The sequence below is a fragment of the Streptomyces sp. NPDC055099 genome (assembly GCF_053607685.1).
The window spans coordinates 518994-537472 of sequence record NZ_JBSGUA010000002.1 but is presented as its reverse complement, the minus strand read 5'-3'; the positions used below and the strand labels follow the sequence as shown (position 1 = coordinate 537472).

The following is an 18479-nucleotide window of genomic DNA, read 5'->3' as shown; positions in this document are numbered from 1 at the left end:
AAGCCGCCCTTATGAGGTCATAGGTCAAGGCCGGGTACTAACTTAGGATTGCCTTAGTTTAGGCTTCCCCACGAGCCCCATGTCTTCGCTCGAAGGGAAACCTGATCATGTCTCGCCCTCTGCGGGTAGCCGTTGTCGGAGCCGGTCCGGCCGGCATCTACGCCGCCGACGCGCTGCTGAAATCCGCAGTGGCGGTCGAGCCCGGTGTGTCGATCGACCTCTTCGAGCGGATGCCCGCGCCCTTCGGCCTCATCCGCTACGGCGTCGCCCCCGACCACCCCCGGATCAAGGGCATCATCACCGCCCTGCATCAGGTCCTGGACAAGCCTCAGATCCGCTTCTTCGGCAATGTCGACTACCCGAACGACATCGACCTCGACGACCTGCGCAGCTTCTACGACGCGGTGATCTTCTCCACCGGCGCGACGGCCGACCGGGCGCTCGACATCCCCGGCATCGACCTCGAGGGCTCGCACGGCGCCGCCGACTTCGTCTCCTGGTACGACGGCCATCCGGACGTGCCCCGCACCTGGCCGCTCGACGCGGAGAAGGTCGCCGTCCTCGGCGTCGGCAACGTGGCCCTCGACGTGGCCCGCATCCTGGCCAAGACCGCCGACGAGCTCCTGCCGACCGAGATCCCGCCGAACGTCCACGAGGGCCTCAAGGCCAACAAGGCGCGGGAGGTCCACGTCTTCGGGCGTCGCGGCCCCGCGCAGGCCAAGTTCAGCCCCATGGAGCTGCGGGAGCTCGACCACTCCCCGAACATCGAGGTCATCGTCGACCCCGAGGACATCGACTACGACGACGGCTCGATCGCGACCCGGCGCGGCAACAAGCAGGCCGACATGGTGGCCAAGACGCTGGAGAACTGGGCCATCCGCGACATCGGCGAGCGGCCGCACAAGCTGTTCCTGCACTTCTTCGAGTCGCCGACCGAGATCCTCGGCGAGGACGGCCGCGTGGTGGGCCTGCGCACCGAGCGCACCGCCCTCGACGGCACCGGCAATGTCAAGAGCACCGGCGAGTTCAAGGACTGGGACCTCGGTGCCGTCTACCGCGCCGTGGGCTACCTCTCCGACGAGCTGCCCAAGCTGCCCTGGGACGTCGCGTCGGGCACGGTGCCCGACAAGGCCGGCCGGGTCATCGAGGAGACCGGCGAGCACCTGCAGTCGACGTACGTCACCGGCTGGATCCGCCGCGGACCCGTGGGCCTGATCGGCCACACCAAGGGTGACGCCAACGAGACGGTCGCCAGCCTCATCGACGACCACGCGAACGCCCGTCTCCACACGCCCACCGCCCCCGGCCCGGCGGCCGTCGAGGCCTTCCTCGGCGAGCGGAACATCCGGTTCACCACGTGGGAGGGCTGGTACCGCCTGGACGCCGCCGAGAAGGCACTCGGCGAGGCCGAGGAGCGCGAGCGCGTGAAGATCGTCGAGCGCGAGGACATGCTCAAGGCGAGCGGGGCCTGATCCGAGCCGGTCAGGCCCGGAAGGCCAGGAGTTTGGCGATTCCGTTCCGCTGGATCTCCGATGTTCCGGTGAGAATCCGGAACATGCGGATCTTGCGGAACAGGAACTCGATCTCGTGGCCCTGGGTGAGGCCTTCCTTGCCGTGGATCTGGACGGCCTCGTCCAGGATGCGGAAGGCGGACTCGGCGACGAAGAGCTTGCACATGAAGGCCTCGGCGTGCGCGTCCTCGCCCCTGTCCAGGGCCGCGAGCGCCGCGTACGTCATGGAGCGGGCCGCGTAGAACTCCGTGGCCATGTCGGCGACCTTGTGCTGGATGGCCTGCAGCGCGAGCAGGGGCGTGCCGCCCGCGACCTTGCGGTGGCGGGTGCGGTCCAGGGTCAGGCCGATGACGCGGCGGGTGGCGCCGATGACGGTGGGGCAGTGCAGCAGCCGGTTGGTGGTGACACGGCCGAGCGCGATGCGCATGCCCTTGCCCTCCTCGCCCAGGAGGTTGGCGGCCGGGACGTGGCAGTCGTCCAGGATGATGTCGCTCTCGATGTGCTCACCGGACATCGGGGTGGCTCCGTCCTCGACGCGGCATCCGGGGCTGTCCAGGTCGACGAGGAAGGCGGAGAACAGGGGCTTGTCGCCCTCCTGTTCGCCGGTCCCGGCCATCCGGGCGACCACGATGGCGAAGTCGGCGAAAGGACCGGCCGACGAGAACACCTTGTGGCCGGTCAGCCGGTAGCCGTCGCCGTCGCGGACGGCGGTGGTGCGCATGGAGCGCACGTCGGAGCCCGCGTCGGTCTCGGTGAGGGAGAAGCAGCAGGCCCGCTCGCCGCGGACCAGAGGCAGCAGGTACTTGGCGAGCTGGTGGTCGGTGGCGTGCTTGAGGATGTCGCCCGCGCGCAGCGGACCGCCCATGTCGCCGAGCACGCTGTGGGCCAGGACGCGGCCGCTGGCCCCGATCTCCTCCTTGAGCGCGGCGAGTTGGGTGTACGTGAGGTTCTGGCCGCCGAACTCCTCGGGCAGGTGGATTCCGTAGAAGCCCAGTTCGCGGCTGCGGCGCCAGATCGGTTCGAGGTCGGCGCGGGTGAGGCGGCTCTCGTGGGTGAGGCCGCGCTCCCGCTCATGCTCGGCGAGTTCGCCGTCGAGGTAGGCGCGCAGCCGGTCGACGAGGTCGGCCAGGTGCGGGTCGTCGTAGGTGGGGCGCAGGGAGAAGGTCATGTCCGGGTCGTTCCTCGTTCAGGGGGAGTGGGGCGGAGGCTCAGTTCACGCGGCGGACCGCGTCGGCCCAGAAGGGTTCACGCACGGCCTTGCGGTCGAGCTTGCCGTTGCGGTTGTGGGGCAGTTCGGCGACGAAGTCGACGGAGCGTGGCTTCTTGAGGCGATCGAGGCGCTCGGCGCAGAAGTCGATGAGCCGGGCGGCGGTCACGTCGGCGCCGGGCTCCGTCACGACGACCGCCTTGACGGCCTCGCCCCACGTCTCGTCCGGCACGCCGATCACACACGCCTCCCGGACGGCGGGGTGCTCGTAGAGGGCGGACTCGACCTCGGTGCAGTAGATGTTGAAGCCGCCGGAGATGATCATGTCTTTCTTGCGGTCGACGAGGAAGAGATAGCCGTCCTCCCGCGTCCATGCCAGGTCACCGGTGTGCACCCAGCCGTCGCGGAAGGTCTCGGCGGACAACTGCGGTTCCTGCCAGTACTCCCGCACGCAGTCGGGTCCGCGCACGATGACCTCGCCGATCTCGCGCGGCGCGCACTCGCGTCCGCTCTCGTCGACGACGCGGATCTCGGTGTCGTACGAGGCCCGGCCGCAGGACTGCAGGAGCTCGGGGTCCTCCGTGACCGCGCGGGCGATCTCCTCGCTGCTCAGCCCGGCCACCACGCTGGTGGTCTCGCCCAGGCCGTATCCCTGGGCGACCACGGGCCCGAAGAACTCCACCGCGTCGCGCAGGCGTTGGGGCGAGATGGGTGCGCCGCCGATCCGTACGCTGGTCAGTGACGAGAGGTCCCGCGCCGCGGTGCCCGGGTGGGCCAGCACCATGTTCAGCATGGCGGGCACGAGGAACGTCGCGGTGATGCGTTCCTTCTCCACGGTCTCGACGAAGGTGTCGGGGCTCCAGGTGGGCAGGACGTGCGTCGTCGAGCCGCCGAACACCCCGGCGAGCAGGCCCATGCCGGTGGCGTGGGTGATGGGGCCGCAGGCGAGGTAGCGGGTGCCGGGCCGCGGGCGGGACTCGTCGCTCATCAGATGCTTGCGCATGTTCGCGAGCCGGTTGCCGACGGTCTGCACGGCGGCCTTGAGAGCTCCGGTGGAGCCCGAGGTGAAGTTCAGGACGCAGGGGGCGTCTTCGTCGACCTCGACGGCGACCGGGTCGGCACTGCCTTCGGCGAGCAGCGTCTCGTAGGAAGCGCCCGGGGCGTCCCCGTCGAGCGGGACCGGCAGGCAGTCGGTGCCGGCCTCGGCGATCGCGGCGAGGGCGTCCTCACGGTGGGCCGCGTCGAAGAAGAGCGCGCGTACGGGGGCGTAGCGCAGGATGTGGGCCACCTCCCCGCGGCCCAGGCGGGCGTTGACCGGAGCGCGCGTCAGCCCCGCCTTGTAGAGGGCGAATTCGACCTCCACCAGCTCACCCCGGTTCCAGGCGAGCGAGGCCACGGCATCGCCGGGGCGCAGGCCGCGTGCGATGAGAGCGGAGGCCAACCGGTTGGTGCCGGTGTCCAGTTGGTCGTAGGTCCACGAGCGGTCACCGCAGACGAGGGCCGTCGCCTGCGGCCAGTAGCGGGCGCTTCGGGTCAGGTAGGTGCCGAGATTCATCACGGTCTCCGAAACAGTAAGTAAACGCTCTGCTCAATTACGGACAGCTTGTTCAGTAACCTCTGACCTGTCAAGAGTCTTCTAGACTGGGCCCGCAACCACGGGAATCACGACTGCTGCGGGCGAGGAGGGCCTACATGGCCGAGGACAGGCGGACACGACGCTCACGACGGGCTCTGGGCTCGGCGCTGGTGCAGCTGGTCCTCGAACGCGGCTTCACCGCCCTGACCGTGGAGGACATCACCGAGCGCGCCGACGTGGCCCGCGCGACCTTCTACGCGCACTTCAAGGACAAGGAGGGCCTGTTCGCCCGCGTGACGTCCGACCTGCTCGAAGAGCTGGGGGAGCGGTTGCGGCCGACCATCGCGGACAGCGCCGTGGGCTTCACCGGCAAGCCGGTCCTGGAGATGCTGCGCCACGCCCGCGAGGAGCGGGACCTGTACCGGATCGTGTTGCGCGGCGAGGGTGACGGGAAACCCCTGCAGATGTTCGTGGACGCCTGCGCGCGGGTCACCGCCGAGGAGTTCCGCGCCCGCGCCGACCGCAACGGCGTCGAACCGCGCATGGACGCCGACCTCCTCGCCCGCGTCTGGGTGGGCGAACAAGTCGCCGTGCTGCGGTGGTGGGTGGAGCAGGAGACGCCGCCGATGCCCCCCGAGGAGGTCGTGCGCCAGCTCCTGGACCTGGCCCTGCGTGGCCGCTACTGGGCCAGCGGCTTCGACGCGCCGGCCTGAGCCGGCTCGTCCGCGGCCAGGCCGAGCCGCCGGGCGTCACGCTCCGGCCGTATGTACACCAGCGCTACGAGCCCGGACAGCACCATGACCGCGGCCGAGAGCAGGAACGAGGCGGTGTAGCCCGCGCCGTGTGAGTCCGCGGTGTCGAGCAGGTGCCCGGTGAGGTAGGGGGCGACGAGTCCGGGCAGCGTCCCCGTCGCGGCGACGATGCCGAAGAGGGCCCCGCGCTGCTGGGTGGGGACGACGGCGGCCGTCGTCATGTAGTGCAGCGGGAAGACGATGGCGTGTCCTCCGAACGCCACGGCGATCAGCAGGATCTGGGGCCACCCGCCGCCCACGAAGGAGAAGCTCGCCATGGCGAGACCGGCGACGGCGACCGCGATCCCCTGTGGCGCGCCGTTCGCCCAGCGGCTGGAGATACCCCGCCGGTTCAGCGCGTCGGCGAACGGCGACACCGCGAGGAGCAGGACGAAGCTGAAGGCGGAGATTCCGCTGATGACCGTCGCCGCGCCACCGGGCGTCATGTCGAGCTGGGTCCTGAAGTACGCGGGCAGCCAGGCGTGGCTGACGGCCAGCGCCCATGAGGCACCGAAGGCGCCCGCGATGCTCCCCAGGACCGTGCCGTTCAGCAGGAGTTCGCGGTAGGGGAGGCGGAGTTCGGCCGCCCCGGGGGTGCTCGTGCCGACGGCAGCGGAGGCCTTCGGGCGCGCCTGGCCGTACGGACCGTCGTGCCCGATCCGCCACCAGATCAGGCTCCACGCCACGCTGGTCACTGCGAGCGCCGCGAAGGCCGAGCGCCAGCCGAAGGCCGTGATGAGCCAGGTGACGACGGGCGCCGCTATGAGGGTGCCGAGGGCGGCGCCGCTGATCTGCAGCGCCGACGGCAGGCCGCGCCGGTCATGGGGGAACCACTTGTAGAGCGCGTGCATGGACATCGAGGCGGCAGGGCCCTCGGCCGCGCCGAGCAGCACCCGCCCCGCGATCAGCGTCGGGACCGCCGCCACGATCAGCACGGGCAGTTGGGCCACCGCCCACAGCAGGGACATGGTGAACAGCAGGGCCCGGCTCGAGACGCGTGCCGAGACGAATCCGACGACAAGGCCGGAGAGGCTGAACAGGATCGAGAACGAGCTGGAGATCATGCCGTACGTGCTGTTGCTGATGTCCAGCTCGTCCATGATCGGGACGGCCGCGAGCCCCAGAACGGACTTGTCGGCGTAGTTGATCAGCATGAACGTGACGATCATCGCGGTGATCAGCCAGGCGTGCCGCCGGTCGAACTCGATGGGCGCCGGGGCGTCTTCGAGGGCCAGTGGCGGGGTGTGCGGGGCAGCCATGGGGACTCCTGCGGTCGAGGAAGCAGGCGGTGTCGGACTACTGAACAGTTTGTATGTTAACGATTAGAGTGAAGTGAATCTATGGCTTGATGCCGCCTACCTGAACGCTGTTGACGGGAGCGATCCATGACCACCGAGACACCGCCGCTGAACGACCTGATGTGGAGCCGCGGATACACGGACCCCGACTGGCTCCGGCGCTACACGACATCGGGCCGTGAGTTCTCTCCCAGCCGGCGGGTATGGCGCGGTGGGGCGCCCGCCCGCGATCTGCCCGTCAGGCCGCACGATCTGGACACCCTGGAGATCCCCGTTCCGGGCGGGGCCTCGCTCAAGCTTCCGGAGCTGTTCGCCGCCGCCCGGACCGATGCCTTCGTCGTGCTGCACCGCGGAGCCGTCGTCCACGAACGCCACCTCCACGGCACCGAACCGCACACGCCCCACTTCAACGCCTCGGCGGCCAAGTCCTACCTGGGCCTCCTCGCGGCGACGCTCGCGCACGAGGGACTCCTGGACCGCACCGCCCTGGTCTCGCACTACGTCCCCGAGCTCACGGGCACGGCGTTCGGCGACGCCCAGGTCGACCACCTGCTCCACATGGGCACGCGGATGAGCTACGCCGGCCGCCGCTTCGACAAGGCCATCGAGGCACAGCGCTACGCCGCCGTCGTGGGGCCCGGTCTGCGGCCCTACGGCTACAGCGGGCCCACCAGCATCCGCGAGCACCTGGCCACCGCGCGGGCCACCGGCGCGCCGGGCACCGGGTTCCGCTACGAGAACGGCAACGTCGAGGCCCTCGCCGAGGTCCTGCGCCGGATCACCGGAAAGAGCACGTCGGCCCTGCTCGAGGAAGTGATCTGGTCCCGCATCGGCGCGGAGGAGGACGCGTACTACATCCTCGACGGTGAAGGTGTCGAAGCCGCGTGCGGCGGATTCAGCGCCACGGCACGTGACGTGGCCCGGATCGGCGAGATGCTCCGCTGCGGCGGAGCGGTCGGCGATCAGCAGGTCATACCGGAGGCCGTCGCGAACACCATCGTCAGCGGCGTGCCCGACGGCTACCCACGACGCGTCCGCTTCCCGGCCGCGCCGCCCGACTCGCCCGCCACGCTTTCGTACCACGACCTGTGGTGGATCCTGAACGACCCCCACGACTCCTTCATGGCCAGCGGGATCCACGGCCAGCGCCTGTTCGTGTCACCCCAACTGGAGGTCGTCATCGTCCACTTCGGCTCGCAGGTCATGTCGCCCGCGGTCCCGGCGGCGCCGCTCGTCCGGGCCTTCCTCCAGATCGGCGCCCACCTGAACGACCGGGGCTGACCGGGAACCAGGAGCGGCCCGCGGCCGACCACTGGTGAGCACGTCCCGAACGGCTCACTGGATCGAGGTTGCCGCAGCATGCACTGGTACGAGGACGACGGGTTCTGGTCCGACTTCTCCGAGACGATGTTCTCCGAGCGGCGGCGGGCGGAGACGGCGGACGTCGTCGCCCGCTCGCCGCTGCTGGCCTTCCCGGCGGGCAGCCGCGTACTGGACCTGTGCTGCGGGCCCGGCCTCTACCTCGCACCGCTGGCGCGCCGCGGCTACACGGTCACGGGGGTGGACCTCAGCGCCGCGTTGCTGAAGCGGGCCGGGGCGGCATGTGAGGACGCCGGGGTCGATGTCCGCCTGATCCGGGCCGACATGCTCACCCACGTCGAGCCGGACGCGTACGACGTGGTGCTGAACGTCTTCACCTCCTTCGGCTACTTCGACGACGCGCGGGACAACTTCCAGGTGCTGCGCAACGCTTATGACTCGCTGGTGCCCGGCGGGCACCTGCTGATCGACGTGATGGGCAAAGAGGTGCTCGCCGGCTGGATCGGCCGCCCCCAGGTCGTCGAGCTCGACGGCGCGTACGTGGTCCAGCGCGACACCGTCCTGGACAACTGGGCGCGGCTGCGGACCGACTGGACCCTCGTACGGGACGGGATCGCTCGCGAGGCCTCGATCACCTCCTTCCTCTACAGCGCGGCCGAACTTCGCACGCTCTTCGAGGACGCCGGATTCACCGGCGTGGAGTGCTTCGGCGGCTTCGACGAAGAGCCCTACGACCAGCACTCACGGCGCCTGATCGTCCGGGGGACCAAACCCGGCAAGTGATCCGGCGGATGAGCGGGGCGGTCCGTGAATCTCCGGGAACTTCGCGGCGCCGCCCGCCGACTACTGGATCGTGCCGCACCGCGCGGGAGCGGCCGCACCACCGTGAACGGTCCGACGGGCGAAGGGACTTCATGACCGAGGCCACATCCCAGGCCGCATCCGAGGCCCCCTCGGGGACCGCCTCCATAGAGGCGCCCCTCGACGGGACGCCGACCGGCAAAGCAGGCCGCGGCCGGCTCCTGACCACACTGACCGTGCTCTCCGTGACCCTGGTCGTCTCCGTCCTCGCCGGGATCGCCCTCGGCCCCACCGTCGTGCCGCTCGCAGACGTCGTGCGCTTCCTGACCGCCGCCCTCACCGGCGGCAGCATCGGGGCCGACGACGTCACCGGCTACTCCATCGTCTGGCACGTGCGCACCCCACGGGTGCTGCTCGCGGCCGTGGTGGGGGCGGGGCTCTCGGTCGTCGGCGTCGCCATCCAGGCGCTGGTGCGCAACGCCCTCGCGGACCCGTTCGTCCTCGGCATCTCCTCCGGCGCCTCCGTCGGGGCCACCGCGGTCGTGGTGTTCGGGGTCTTCGCGGGTCTCGGTGTCTACGCGTTGTCCGCCGCCGCGTTCCTCGGGGCGCTCGGAGCCACCGTGCTCGTGTATCTGGCGGCGCGTGGGCCGCTCGGTCTGACGCCGTTGCGCCTGGTCCTGACCGGGGTCGCGCTGGCTTACGGGTTCCAGGCGCTGATGAGCGTGCTCGTCTTCCTCTCGCCCAACGGACAGGCCGCCCGCACGGTCCTCTTCTGGCTGCTGGGGAGTCTCGGCTCGGCGTCCTGGGAGTCGCTGCCGCTCGCGGCCGGTGCCGTCGTGGTGACGGTCGTGGTGCTGCTGCGCCAGAGCCGGTCCCTTGACGTGCTGTCGCTGGGGGACGAGACCGCCGCCAGTCTGGGCGTGGACGCGGAAGCACTGCGGCGCCGCCTCTTCCTCCTCACGGCGGCGGTCACCGGGCTCATCGTCGCGGTCAGCGGCGCGATCGGCTTCGTCGGGCTCGTCCTGCCGCACGTCGTGCGCATCCTCGTCGGCTCCACGCACCGCCGGGTGCTCGCCGTCGCGCCACTCGCCGGTGCCTGCTTCCTGGTCTGGGTCGACCTCGTCGCCCGTACCGCCTTCGCCCCCGAGGAACTGCCGCTAGGAGTCATCACCGCACTGATCGGCGTACCGGTGTTCATCGTGCTGATGCGCCGCCGCGGCTATCTGTTCGGAGGGCGGTAGATGACCCTCGTACTGCGGGACCTCTCCGTCGAGGCGGCGGGGCGTGCCCTGGTCGACCGGCTGAACATCGAGGTGGAGGCGGGACGGGTCGTCGGACTCGTCGGCCCGAACGGCAGCGGCAAGTCCACCGCCCTGCGCTGCGTCTACCGGGCGCTGCGGCCGACGTCGGGCGCCGTCCTCCTGGACGGCGCCGACCTGACGACGCTCAAGCTGCGCGACAGCGCCCGGTCGATCGCCGCGCTCACTCAGGAGAGCCACACCGAACTCGACTTCACGGTCGGGGAGGTCGTGGCGCTCGGCCGCGCCCCGCACACCAGCGGAAACCAGCCCCTCACCGCACGCGAACAAGCCCTGTGCCGACAGGCGATGGACCGCCTGGACGTCACCCATCTCGCGGCCCGCAGCGTGCTCACCCTCTCCGGCGGTGAGCGGCAACGCGTGCTCGTGGCGCGCGCCCTCGTCCAGGAACCCCGCGTCCTGGTCCTCGACGAGCCCACCAACCACCTGGACATCCGTCACCAGGTGGAGCTCCTCTCCTTCCTGCGCGGATCGGGCCTCACCGTGCTCACCGCCCTGCACGACCTCAATCTGGCGGCCGCCGCCTGCGACACCATCGCCGTCCTCAGCTCCGGCTCCCTGGTCGCCACCGGAACCCCGTCGGACGTCCTGAACCCCGAGCTGATCCGCAAGGTGTTCGGCGTCGACGCCACCGTCGTGCACCACCCCCGCACCGGGACGCCCCACCTCGTCTACGACCTCGCCCCCACCGGCGCCCCGGCACCCGCCGACGCCCTGTCAGAAGGACCGCACTCATGATCCGACCACCGCTGCCCCGCACCCTGGCAGCCGCACTCCTTGCGACCGGGCTCCTGGCCACCGGCTGCGGCGCCGAGGTGGAGCCGTCGGCGAAGAGCAAGGCCAAGACGGTCACCGTCTCCAACTGCGGCAAGGACGTCACCTACACGCGCCCGAAGCGGCCGGTGGCCTACGACGTCAGCGGTGCCGAGAAGATGTTCTCGCTGGGCCTGGCCGACCGCATGCGCGGCTACGTCATGAACAAGCTCGGCGACCCCTCCATCAAGGGCTCGCCCTGGCGCGAGGACTACGCCGACGTGGAGCGCCTGGGCACCGAGCGCATCACCCGCGAGATCGTGGCCGACGCCAAGGCCGACTTCGTCCTCGCCGGGTGGAACTCCGGCTTCAGCGAGGAGCGCGGCATCACGCCCGCCCTCCTCGAGAAGGTCGGGTCCGCCAGCTATCTGCACACCGAGACGTGCTGGGACTACGGCGACAAGAGCGTCGACGTCACACCGCTGGAGGCGCTCTACACCGACCTCGGCAACCTGGGCCGGATCTTCGGCGTGGAGAAGCGCGCCGAGACGCTCGTCACCGATCTCAAGGGACGCGTCACCGCGCTGAAGAAGACCTGGCCCGCCAAGGGCGACCCGGCCAAGGTCTTCGTCTACGACTCGGGCACCGACCAGCCCTTCACCGCCGGACGGCACGCCGCGCCCGACGACATCATCAAGGCCGCGGGCGCCACCAACGTCTTCGACGACCTCAACAAGGGCTGGACGACCGTGGGCTGGGAGCCCGTGATCAAGGCGAAGCCCGAGGTGATCGTCATCATCGACTACGCCGACCAGCCGGCCAAGGAGAAGATCGCCTACCTGAAGTCGCTCTCCAGCCTCAAGTCGGTCCCGGCCGTCAAAAAGAACCGCTTCTTCGTGATGTCCTACGGCGACGCCGTCAGCGGCCCGCGCAACGTCAAGGGCGCAGAAGACCTGGGCGGCTACCTCCGGTCGGTCGGACGGTGACCCCCTCGCGCACGGCCGCGGCCCCGGCGGCCACCGCCGCCACCGTGCACGGACACATCACCGACGCGATGAAGGCCCCCGACCTGCTGCGTCTTGCCGACAACGTCGTCCTCGCGCGCTTCGAGACGATGAAGGTGTACGCGGCGCTCGGCGCGGTCCGCACCCTCCTGGAGCGCGGGACCGTGCGGCGCGGCCAGACCCTCGTCGACAGTTCCAGCGGCATCTACGCCCTTGCCCTCGCCATGGCCTGCCACCGCTACGGGCTCGGCTGCCACATCGTGGCCTCCACCACCGTCGACGGCGCGATGCGGGCCCAGTTGGAGATCCTCGGCGCCACGGTGGACCAGATGCCGCCCTCCGACAGCCTCCGGCTCGACCAGGAACGACGCGTGCACCGCGTGCGCCAACTGCTGGCCGAACGCGGCGACTTGCACTGGATGCGCCAGTATCACGACGGCGTCCACTACGCGGGTTACGAGGAGTTCGCGGACCTGGTCGAGGCCGCGCTGCCCGATGCCCCGCTGACCGTGGTCGGCGCCGTCGGCACCGGGGCGTCGACCGGCGGGCTCGTCCAGCCCTTGCGTCAACGCGGCCGCGAGGTGCGGCTGTTGGGCCTCCAGCCCTTCGGCAGCGTCACGTTCGGGAGCGAGGACTTCCATGATCCCGAGGCGATCATCGCCGGGATCGGCAGCTCGATTCCCTTCGACAACGTCCGCCACGACCTGTACGACGCCCTCCACTGGGTCGACTTCCGGCACGCCATGGCGGGCGCCGTCGACCTGCTGCGGGCCCATGCGGTGTTCGCCGGTCTCTCCACCGGTGCGGCGCACCTCGTCACGGCCTGGGAGGCGGCCCGCAACCCGGACCGTACGCATCTGGTGATCGGCGCCGACACCGGACACCGCTACACCGAGCGGGTCTTCTCCCGGCACCAGGAGGCGCTCGACCCGCGCACCCTCAAGCCGCACCAGATCACGGATCTGGCCGACCTCGCGCTGCCGTGGTCGGCGATGGAGTGGAACCGGCGGAGCTACGACGTACGCACGCGCACAAAGCACGAGAAGCACCAGCAGTACGAGAAGCACGACAAGGAGGGACAGGCATCGTGACGATCGCCGCCCTGGAAGCACTCACCTTCGGCCTCGGACGGCTCGTCGAGGCGGCCGACGCCGCCGGGCACCGGCTCTGCCTGCTCACGGGCAACCGCGCCGTCTACCGGCATGAACTGCAGCGCCTGGACCCGGGAGCACTCGACGTCGTCGACGTGGACACCCGAGACGCGGACGCGTGCGCCGAGGCCCTGGCCGCCGTACCGGACCTGAAGGGGCTCATCAACTCGACCGACACCTGGAGCGTTCCCGGCGCCGACCTCGCCGCCCGACTGGGCCTGCCGGGACCCGACCCGGCCGCGGTCCGCGTCCTGCGGGACAAGTGCCGGGTGCGCAACCTCCTGCACGAACAGAACCTGAGCCGTGGCCCCGCCCTCTCGGTCCCGGCCGAACCCGCGGCGGCCGAGGAGGTGCTCCGCCAGATCGGCCTGCCGGTGGTCCTCAAGGACTCGGCGGGCACCTCGTCCCGCAACGTCTGGCTGGTCCGCGACGAGCGTCAGCTGCACGCGGCGCTACGGGAAGCCTCCCGGCGCGCCTTTTCCGGGCGGCTGTTCGCGGAGCCCTTCTTCGCCGGGCCCGTCTACAGCGCGGAGACGCTCGGCTGGGCGGGCGAGACGAAGCTCCTGGGTGTGCTCAGCCGTCAGATGTCCGCCGAGCCGTCCGTCCGCGAGGAGGCCGCCTCCTTCCCCGTCGCCCTGGCGGAAGGGGACTTCGGCCTGCTCCAGGACTGGGTGGGGCGCGTTTTGGCGACCGCGGGCCACGACGAGGGTTTCGCGCACGTCGAGTTCGTCCTCACCACCGACGGGCCGCAGCTCGTCGAGATCAACCGCCGCATCGGCGGCGCGCTCGTCGGCGAGGCGCTGTGCCGCGCCCTGCGCACCAACGTGTACGACGCGATGGTCGCCGTCGCGCTCGGCCTGCGTCCCGCCCTGCTCGACGCGCCCACGGCCACCGGCCCCGCCACGGGATTCGTCCTCATCTACCCCGACCGGCCGGGCACCCTCACCGGATGGACCGGTCTGGACGGCCTCACCGCCTTCCCCGGCTCGCCCGAGTGGTATCCCACCGCGGCCCCCGGCGACCGCCTGGAACACGTGAGTGATCAGCGCGGCTGCACCGGGATCGTCCTGGCCGAGGGCGCGACGGCCGAACTCGCCCTGCACCGTGCGCTGAGCGCGGCCGGGAGCATACGGCCGCTCGTCGCCGCCGACGCCGAGGGGTGACACTCCTGGGCAAGCCGCGCGGGCGCCTGCGATCGGGCGTCGCGCGGCTCACCGGGCCGCAACGCTTCCTGCTCGCGGGGTCGTTCCTGATCCCGCTGGGCAGCTTCGCCGTCCTGCCCTTCATGTCGGTGCTGCTGCACGAGCGGCTCGGCATGGGGCTCGGCACGATCGGCGTCGTGCTTGCCGTCGCCTCGCTGGTGCAGTTCTCGGGCGGAGTGGTGGGCGGCGCGGTCGCCGAACGCATCGGGCTGCGGCACACGATGCTGCTCGCCCTGACGATCCGTACGGCGGGCTTCGCCTGCTTCCTTCCCGGCCTGCGCCACCCGGCGGCCGCCGTTCTCGCCCTCTTCCTGGTGTCGGTCGGCGCCGCCCTCTACCTGCCCGCGAACAAGGCGTACTTGATACACGAGGCCGACGCCGGGCAGCGCCCCTTGTTGCTGTCCGCGAGCAGCTCCGCCCTGAACGCGGGCATCGCCCTGGGGCCGCCGGCCGCGGCGCCCTTCGTCCTCAGTGCCTCCGCCGGACTCTTCACCGCGGTGACCGTGCTGTTCGCGGCGATCACCGTGGGCCATGCTCTGCTGCCGGTCGAGAGCCCGGACCGCGCACGGAGCGCCGGGACCGGACAAGAGCAGACGCCTCCACGCCGGGAGAGGGTATTCGCCGGTCTCGCCGTGCTGCCCTTCGCGACCACCGTGCTGAGCCTGTACGTGTTCATGTTCTTCCAGCACTACCTCGCGCTGTACGCGGTGCCCCGCACCTCGACCATGTACTACGGCCTGGTCCTCGCGCTCTACGCCCTGCTGCTCGTCGTCGCGCAGCCCCTGCTCTCGGACCGGATCGCACGGCTGCCCTACGCCCAAGCCCTGTGGGTCGGGTTCGGCGCGATGGCCGCGGGGATGGCCACGCTCGCCGTCGGCAACCACGCCGCGATCATGGGTGGCGCCCTGCTCGTCTGCCTCGGTGAGATCGTCCTGTTCCTCAAGAACGACCTCGAGGCCCTCGACCGTACGCCGCGTGCGCCGGCGGTCGTGTTCGGCCACCAGCGGCTCGCGGCCGGGATCGGGGCTTTCGCGAGCGGAATCATGGGAGGCGCGGGTTACCGGCTGGCCGAACGCGGCGGCGGGGCAGGTCTGTTCTGGGTCGCGGTGGCCGCGCAGTGCGTACTGCTGCCGCTGTTCCTGAGCCGCTGGGCCGCGGTCAGAGGCCGAGGTCGCTGAGGCCGGGGTGGTCGTCGGGGCGGCGGCCGAGCGGCCAGTGGTACGTGCGGTCGGACTCCTCGATGGGCAGGTCGTTGATGGACGCGTGCCGGGCCCGCATCAGGCCGTCGTCGTCGAACTCCCAGTTCTCGTTGCCGTACGAGCGGTACCACTGGCCGGAGTCGTCGTGCCATTCGTAGGCGAAGCGGACCGCGATGCGGTGGCCGTCGTGTGCCCACAGCTCCTTGATGAGGCGGTAGTCGAGCTCCCGGTCCCACTTGCGGGAGAGGAAGGCGGTGATGGCGTCGCGCCCGGTGACGAACTCCGCGCGGTTCCGCCAGCGGGAGTCCTTGGTGTAGGCGAGGGCCACCTTCTCGGGATCGCGGGAGTTCCAGCCGTCCTCGGCGAGGCGGACCTTCTCCGTGGCGGACTCCCGGGTGAACGGCGGAACGGGGGGACGGGTGCTCATGACTTGCTCCTCGGGTCGAGGGGGACGAGGACGGTGAGAACGATCGTTCTCCGTCGAAGCGACACAATAGGAGAACGGGCGTTCTCGCGCAATGGTGCGGCGACGTGTGGCTCCGTAGTAGCCTGCGAGAACGTACGTTCTCACCCGTCCCGGGAGTCCTCATGGATCGCGCCGAAGCGGAAGTCAGGCTGCTCGACGCCGCCGACGCGCTCTTCTACGAGCGAGGAGTCCAGGCCGTCGGCATGGATCAGGTGCGTACGGCGTCCGGGGTGTCGCTCAAGCGCCTCTACCAGGTCTTCCCGTCGAAGTCGGAGCTGGTACGCGCCTGGCTCGAACGGCGCGACGGCCGCTGGAGGGCGCGGCTCGCCGAGTACGCCGACGCCCGGCCCGCGGGCGCGGAGCGCGTCCTCGCGGTCTACGACTGGCTCTACGAGTGGTTTGGCGAACCGGACTTCCGGGGCTGCGCGTTCATCAATTCCTTCGGCGAACTCGGGGCCGTCGACCCGGCGGTGGCGGACGCCGTCCGGGCGCACAAGCGCGCCTTCCATGACTACATGGCGGGACTTGTGGCCGCGGCGGGCGAACCGGGGCAGACTGTCGGCCCGTTGGTCCTGCTCGCGGAGGGGGCCATGACCGCGGCCGCCATCTCGGGCTCGCCCGAACCGGCGCGCCAGGCCCGGCAGGGCGCGGTCCAGTTGCTGGCCGCGCGGTGACCGGCGTGGCCCCACAGGAAGAAGGCTGATGGCGAAGACGTATCGCGTCGGATTCGGGACGCGTCTGATCAACGGCGTGTTCGGGGCGATGACCCGGCGCGGGATGGGCAAGAGCTACCGGTACATCCTGACCGTGCGCGGCAGGAAGTCGGGCCGCCTGTTCTCCACGCCGGTCGACGTGATGTCGGCCGGGGGCGAGCGCTGGGTCGTCGGCGCCTACGGGGTGAGCAACTGGGTGCGCAACGCCCGCGCGGCCGGGGAGATCGAGCTCAGCAGGGGCGGCACGTCGCAGACCGTGCGCGTGATCGAGCTCGGCCCCGAGGAGAGCGTCCCCGTGCTGCGCCAGTACTGGCGCGAAGTGCCCGTCACCCGCCCCTACTTCGACGTGACGGGCGACTCGACGGACGAGGAGTTCGCCGCCGAGTCGCCCCGTCACCCGGTGTTCCGCCTGGAGTCCTTCTGAACGGAAACCTGACGGATATGTGACGGATATCCGTCAGGTCAGCCCGCCTTCGCCCCGGTGTGCAGGGCCAGGGCGCTGCGGGCGGGCAGGGTGGTCTCGATCTTCCCGTCGTCCCCGACGGTGACCGTGTTGCCCGCGCAGTCGTCCGCAGGGGCCTTGGCGACGTTGCAGTAGGTGCCGCCGGGCAGGGACGTCGCGAAGGTCCGGGCCAGCTCGCCGTCGCCGTTGTTGAGGGCCACGAACCCCTTGGCGCCGCGGCCGAAGGCAAGGGCGCTGCCGCCGTTGTCCCACCAGTCGGTCAGCTCGGCGGTGCCCACCTCGTTGCGGAATCCGACGAGGCCGGTGATCGCCTGCTGGGCGTGGGTGTTCGTCCAGCCGTCCGCGCCGCCGGGCGGGCCCGCGTCCTTCTCGGACCACTCATAGCCGGAGTACACGTTCGGTGAGCCGTAGGGCGAGGCGAGCATGAAGACGTTGGCCAGGGCGTAGGTCGCGCCGTCCTTGTAGGTGAGCGTGGAGTCGTTGCGCTCGGTGTCCCAGTTGTCGACGAACGTACGGGCCGATCCGCTGCCCAGTTTGCCGTCGGCGACCGATTTCAGCTGCGCGATGTCGCCGCCCTGGAAGGCGCTCTTGAGGTGCCCGCCGTAGCGGAACTCGTCGACGTCCCCGACGCCGGTGTACTCGTCGGGCTGGACGGCCTCGCCGCCGCCGTGGATGACCTCCGACACCCAGAACCCGGGGTCGCTCATCTTGCCCTTGATGGCGGCCACGTCGTCGGCGGCCATGTGCTTGGCGGCATCGATGCGGAAGCCGTCCACGCCCAGGGACCGCAGGTCGTCGAGGTAGGCGGCGATGGTGCTGCGGACCGCGTCGCTGCCGGTGTCGAGGTCGGCCAGGCCCACCAGTTCGCAGTTCTGGACGTTGTCACGGCTGGTGTAGTCGTTGATGCTCGTGCGGCAGGTGTGGAAGTCCGCGTCCCGGAAGTAACCGGGGTACTCGTACTTGCCGTACGCGGTGCCTCCGGTGCCCGTGCCCGAGCCCGCCGCCATGTGGTTGATGACGGCGTCCGCGATGACCTTGACGCCCGCCTCGTGACAGGCGTCGACCATGCTCTTGAAGGCGGCACGGTCGCCGAGACGGCCCGCGATCTTGTAACTGACGGGCTGGTACGAGGTCCACCACTGGTCGCCCTGTATGTGCTCGGAGGCGGGGGAGACCTGGACGTAGCCGTAGCCCGACGGGCCGAGCTGCTCGGTGCAGGCCTTGCCCACGTCCGCGAACTTCCGCTCGAACATGGTGGCGGTGACGGTCTTCTCGCCGGGCGGTGTCGCCTGCGACTGCCAGGGCGCGAACGTCGCGAGACCGGCCGCGGCCAGGACCCCGGCCGATGTCGCGCCAAGCAGGCGGGAACGGTACTGCATGCTGCGGCTCCTTCGAGACCGGGCACAGCTGTGCCCAAAGAAGGCAACTACTCGTGGGGGAGGCTGCCGTGGGGGGATTCCGAAGGGGAGCCTGCCTCTCACTCATGTACGCGTCAATGCTTTCTGCAAGATATTTCAACTATCCCGCTCGCGGGTGGGGTTGTTGCTGCAAGAACTTGCGTGAATTCACTTCTTACTCAGGGGTAGGCTCGCCGCTTTCCTTGTTATACGGTCTGTCTAACAAGCGGGCCGCGGCGCGTTGCGGGACGGCGCCCCGGTCCGTTGCCTGAGCGAACAAGACAACGTACGCATCAGAGTCAAGGAGC

Annotated in this window: 17 protein-coding genes; 12 read left to right on the top strand and 5 right to left on the bottom strand. The window is 70.4% G+C overall.

Annotated elements, in window-relative coordinates:
* The first annotated feature begins 107 nt into the window (after positions 1–107).
* Positions 108–1472: an FAD-dependent oxidoreductase gene (locus tag ACWFRU_RS06860; protein ID WP_453685043.1), complete on the top strand. Its 1365-nt coding sequence runs from the start codon at positions 108–110 to the stop codon at positions 1470–1472.
* Positions 1473–1482: 10 nt separating this feature from the next.
* Here the strand turns inward: ACWFRU_RS06860 and ACWFRU_RS06855 are convergent, their stop codons facing one another.
* Together ACWFRU_RS06855 and ACWFRU_RS06850 are read right to left on the bottom strand one after the other, a co-directional pair.
* Positions 1483–2679 (bottom strand): acyl-CoA dehydrogenase family protein, encoded by a 1197-nt coding sequence (locus ACWFRU_RS06855; protein WP_453685042.1) that lies wholly within the window; start codon positions 2677–2679, stop codon positions 1483–1485.
* Positions 2680–2719: 40 nt separating this feature from the next.
* Complete coding sequence (locus ACWFRU_RS06850; RefSeq protein ID WP_453685041.1) at positions 2720–4273, bottom strand: class I adenylate-forming enzyme family protein; 1554 nt, start codon at positions 4271–4273, stop codon at positions 2720–2722.
* Positions 4274–4410: 137 nt separating this feature from the next.
* Here ACWFRU_RS06850 and ACWFRU_RS06845 point away from each other — a divergent pair, with 137 nt between their 5' ends.
* Positions 4411–5007: a TetR/AcrR family transcriptional regulator gene (locus tag ACWFRU_RS06845; protein WP_453685040.1), complete on the top strand. Its 597-nt coding sequence runs from the start codon at positions 4411–4413 to the stop codon at positions 5005–5007.
* Here the strand turns inward: ACWFRU_RS06845 and ACWFRU_RS06840 are convergent.
* A complete protein-coding gene (locus ACWFRU_RS06840) occupies positions 4974–6344 on the bottom strand; it encodes an MFS transporter (RefSeq protein WP_453685039.1) in 1371 nt (456 codons plus the stop codon). The two genes, ACWFRU_RS06845 and ACWFRU_RS06840, sit on opposite strands and share 34 nt — an antisense overlap.
* A gap of 126 nt (positions 6345–6470) precedes the next feature.
* Between ACWFRU_RS06840 and ACWFRU_RS06835 the strand changes: the two genes are divergently transcribed.
* From ACWFRU_RS06835 to ACWFRU_RS06800, 8 genes are all read left to right on the top strand, one after another.
* Entirely contained in the window at positions 6471–7664 is a 1194-nt protein-coding gene (locus tag ACWFRU_RS06835; RefSeq protein WP_453685038.1) for a serine hydrolase domain-containing protein, read from the top strand.
* A gap of 78 nt (positions 7665–7742) precedes the next feature.
* Entirely contained in the window at positions 7743–8486 is a 744-nt protein-coding gene (locus ACWFRU_RS06830; RefSeq protein ID WP_453685037.1) for a class I SAM-dependent methyltransferase, read from the top strand.
* A gap of 131 nt (positions 8487–8617) precedes the next feature.
* On the top strand, positions 8618–9745 hold the full coding sequence (locus ACWFRU_RS06825; RefSeq protein WP_453685036.1) for a FecCD family ABC transporter permease: 1128 nt from the start codon (positions 8618–8620) through the stop codon (positions 9743–9745).
* A complete protein-coding gene (locus tag ACWFRU_RS06820; protein WP_453685035.1) occupies positions 9746–10561 on the top strand; it encodes an ABC transporter ATP-binding protein in 816 nt (271 codons plus the stop codon). It abuts the gene before it with no gap.
* Positions 10558–11562 carry an ABC transporter substrate-binding protein gene (locus tag ACWFRU_RS06815; protein ID WP_453685034.1) on the top strand — a complete coding sequence of 335 codons (1005 nt, stop codon included), beginning with the start codon at positions 10558–10560 and terminating at the stop codon, positions 11560–11562. The genes ACWFRU_RS06820 and ACWFRU_RS06815 overlap by 4 nt, the downstream gene beginning before the upstream one ends.
* A gap of 68 nt (positions 11563–11630) precedes the next feature.
* Positions 11631–12671 (top strand): pyridoxal-phosphate dependent enzyme, encoded by a 1041-nt coding sequence (locus ACWFRU_RS06810; RefSeq protein WP_453685280.1) that lies wholly within the window; start codon positions 11631–11633, stop codon positions 12669–12671.
* The gene (locus ACWFRU_RS06805) at positions 12668–13894 is read left to right on the top strand and encodes an ATP-grasp domain-containing protein (RefSeq protein WP_453685033.1); all 1227 of its coding nucleotides are present in this window, start codon (positions 12668–12670) and stop codon (positions 13892–13894) included. The genes ACWFRU_RS06810 and ACWFRU_RS06805 overlap by 4 nt, the downstream gene beginning before the upstream one ends.
* Complete coding sequence (locus tag ACWFRU_RS06800; protein ID WP_453685032.1) at positions 13891–15111, top strand: MFS transporter; 1221 nt, start codon at positions 13891–13893, stop codon at positions 15109–15111. Before ACWFRU_RS06805 ends, ACWFRU_RS06800 begins: the two co-directional genes overlap by 4 nt.
* Here the strand turns inward: ACWFRU_RS06800 and ACWFRU_RS06795 are convergent.
* The gene (locus ACWFRU_RS06795; RefSeq protein WP_453685031.1) at positions 15092–15559 is read right to left on the bottom strand and encodes a nuclear transport factor 2 family protein; all 468 of its coding nucleotides are present in this window, start codon (positions 15557–15559) and stop codon (positions 15092–15094) included. The two genes, ACWFRU_RS06800 and ACWFRU_RS06795, sit on opposite strands and share 20 nt — an antisense overlap.
* Before the next feature lie 161 nt (positions 15560–15720).
* Between ACWFRU_RS06795 and ACWFRU_RS06790 the strand changes: the two genes are divergently transcribed.
* Entirely contained in the window at positions 15721–16272 is a 552-nt protein-coding gene (locus ACWFRU_RS06790; RefSeq protein WP_453685030.1) for a TetR/AcrR family transcriptional regulator, read from the top strand.
* 28 nt (positions 16273–16300) lie between these two features.
* The gene (locus ACWFRU_RS06785; protein ID WP_453685029.1) at positions 16301–16735 is read left to right on the top strand and encodes a nitroreductase/quinone reductase family protein; all 435 of its coding nucleotides are present in this window, start codon (positions 16301–16303) and stop codon (positions 16733–16735) included.
* A 38-nt stretch (positions 16736–16773) separates the two neighbouring features.
* Here the strand turns inward: ACWFRU_RS06785 and ACWFRU_RS06780 are convergent, their stop codons facing one another.
* On the bottom strand, positions 16774–18153 hold the full coding sequence (locus ACWFRU_RS06780; RefSeq protein WP_453685028.1) for an alpha-amylase: 1380 nt from the start codon (positions 18151–18153) through the stop codon (positions 16774–16776).
* Between the last annotated feature and the right edge of the window lie 326 nt (positions 18154–18479).

Coding starts and splice junctions, on each gene's coding strand:
- ACWFRU_RS06820 (WP_453685035.1), top strand. CDS start 9,746: ATGACCCTCGTACTGCGGGACCTCTCCGTCGAGGCGGCGGGGCGTGCC.
- ACWFRU_RS06830 (WP_453685037.1), top strand. CDS start 7,743: ATGCACTGGTACGAGGACGACGGGTTCTGGTCCGACTTCTCCGAGACG.
- ACWFRU_RS06860 (WP_453685043.1), top strand. CDS start 108: ATGTCTCGCCCTCTGCGGGTAGCCGTTGTCGGAGCCGGTCCGGCCGGC.
- ACWFRU_RS06845 (WP_453685040.1), top strand. CDS start 4,411: ATGGCCGAGGACAGGCGGACACGACGCTCACGACGGGCTCTGGGCTCG.
- ACWFRU_RS06840 (WP_453685039.1), bottom strand. CDS start 6,344: ATGGCTGCCCCGCACACCCCGCCACTGGCCCTCGAAGACGCCCCGGCG.
- ACWFRU_RS06810 (WP_453685280.1), top strand. CDS start 11,631: ATGAAGGCCCCCGACCTGCTGCGTCTTGCCGACAACGTCGTCCTCGCG.
- ACWFRU_RS06780 (WP_453685028.1), bottom strand. CDS start 18,153: ATGCAGTACCGTTCCCGCCTGCTTGGCGCGACATCGGCCGGGGTCCTG.
- ACWFRU_RS06835 (WP_453685038.1), top strand. CDS start 6,471: ATGACCACCGAGACACCGCCGCTGAACGACCTGATGTGGAGCCGCGGA.
- ACWFRU_RS06855 (WP_453685042.1), bottom strand. CDS start 2,679: ATGACCTTCTCCCTGCGCCCCACCTACGACGACCCGCACCTGGCCGAC.
- ACWFRU_RS06785 (WP_453685029.1), top strand. CDS start 16,301: ATGGCGAAGACGTATCGCGTCGGATTCGGGACGCGTCTGATCAACGGC.
- ACWFRU_RS06795 (WP_453685031.1), bottom strand. CDS start 15,559: ATGAGCACCCGTCCCCCCGTTCCGCCGTTCACCCGGGAGTCCGCCACG.
- ACWFRU_RS06815 (WP_453685034.1), top strand. CDS start 10,558: ATGATCCGACCACCGCTGCCCCGCACCCTGGCAGCCGCACTCCTTGCG.
- ACWFRU_RS06850 (WP_453685041.1), bottom strand. CDS start 4,273: ATGAATCTCGGCACCTACCTGACCCGAAGCGCCCGCTACTGGCCGCAG.
- ACWFRU_RS06825 (WP_453685036.1), top strand. CDS start 8,618: ATGACCGAGGCCACATCCCAGGCCGCATCCGAGGCCCCCTCGGGGACC.
- ACWFRU_RS06790 (WP_453685030.1), top strand. CDS start 15,721: ATGGATCGCGCCGAAGCGGAAGTCAGGCTGCTCGACGCCGCCGACGCG.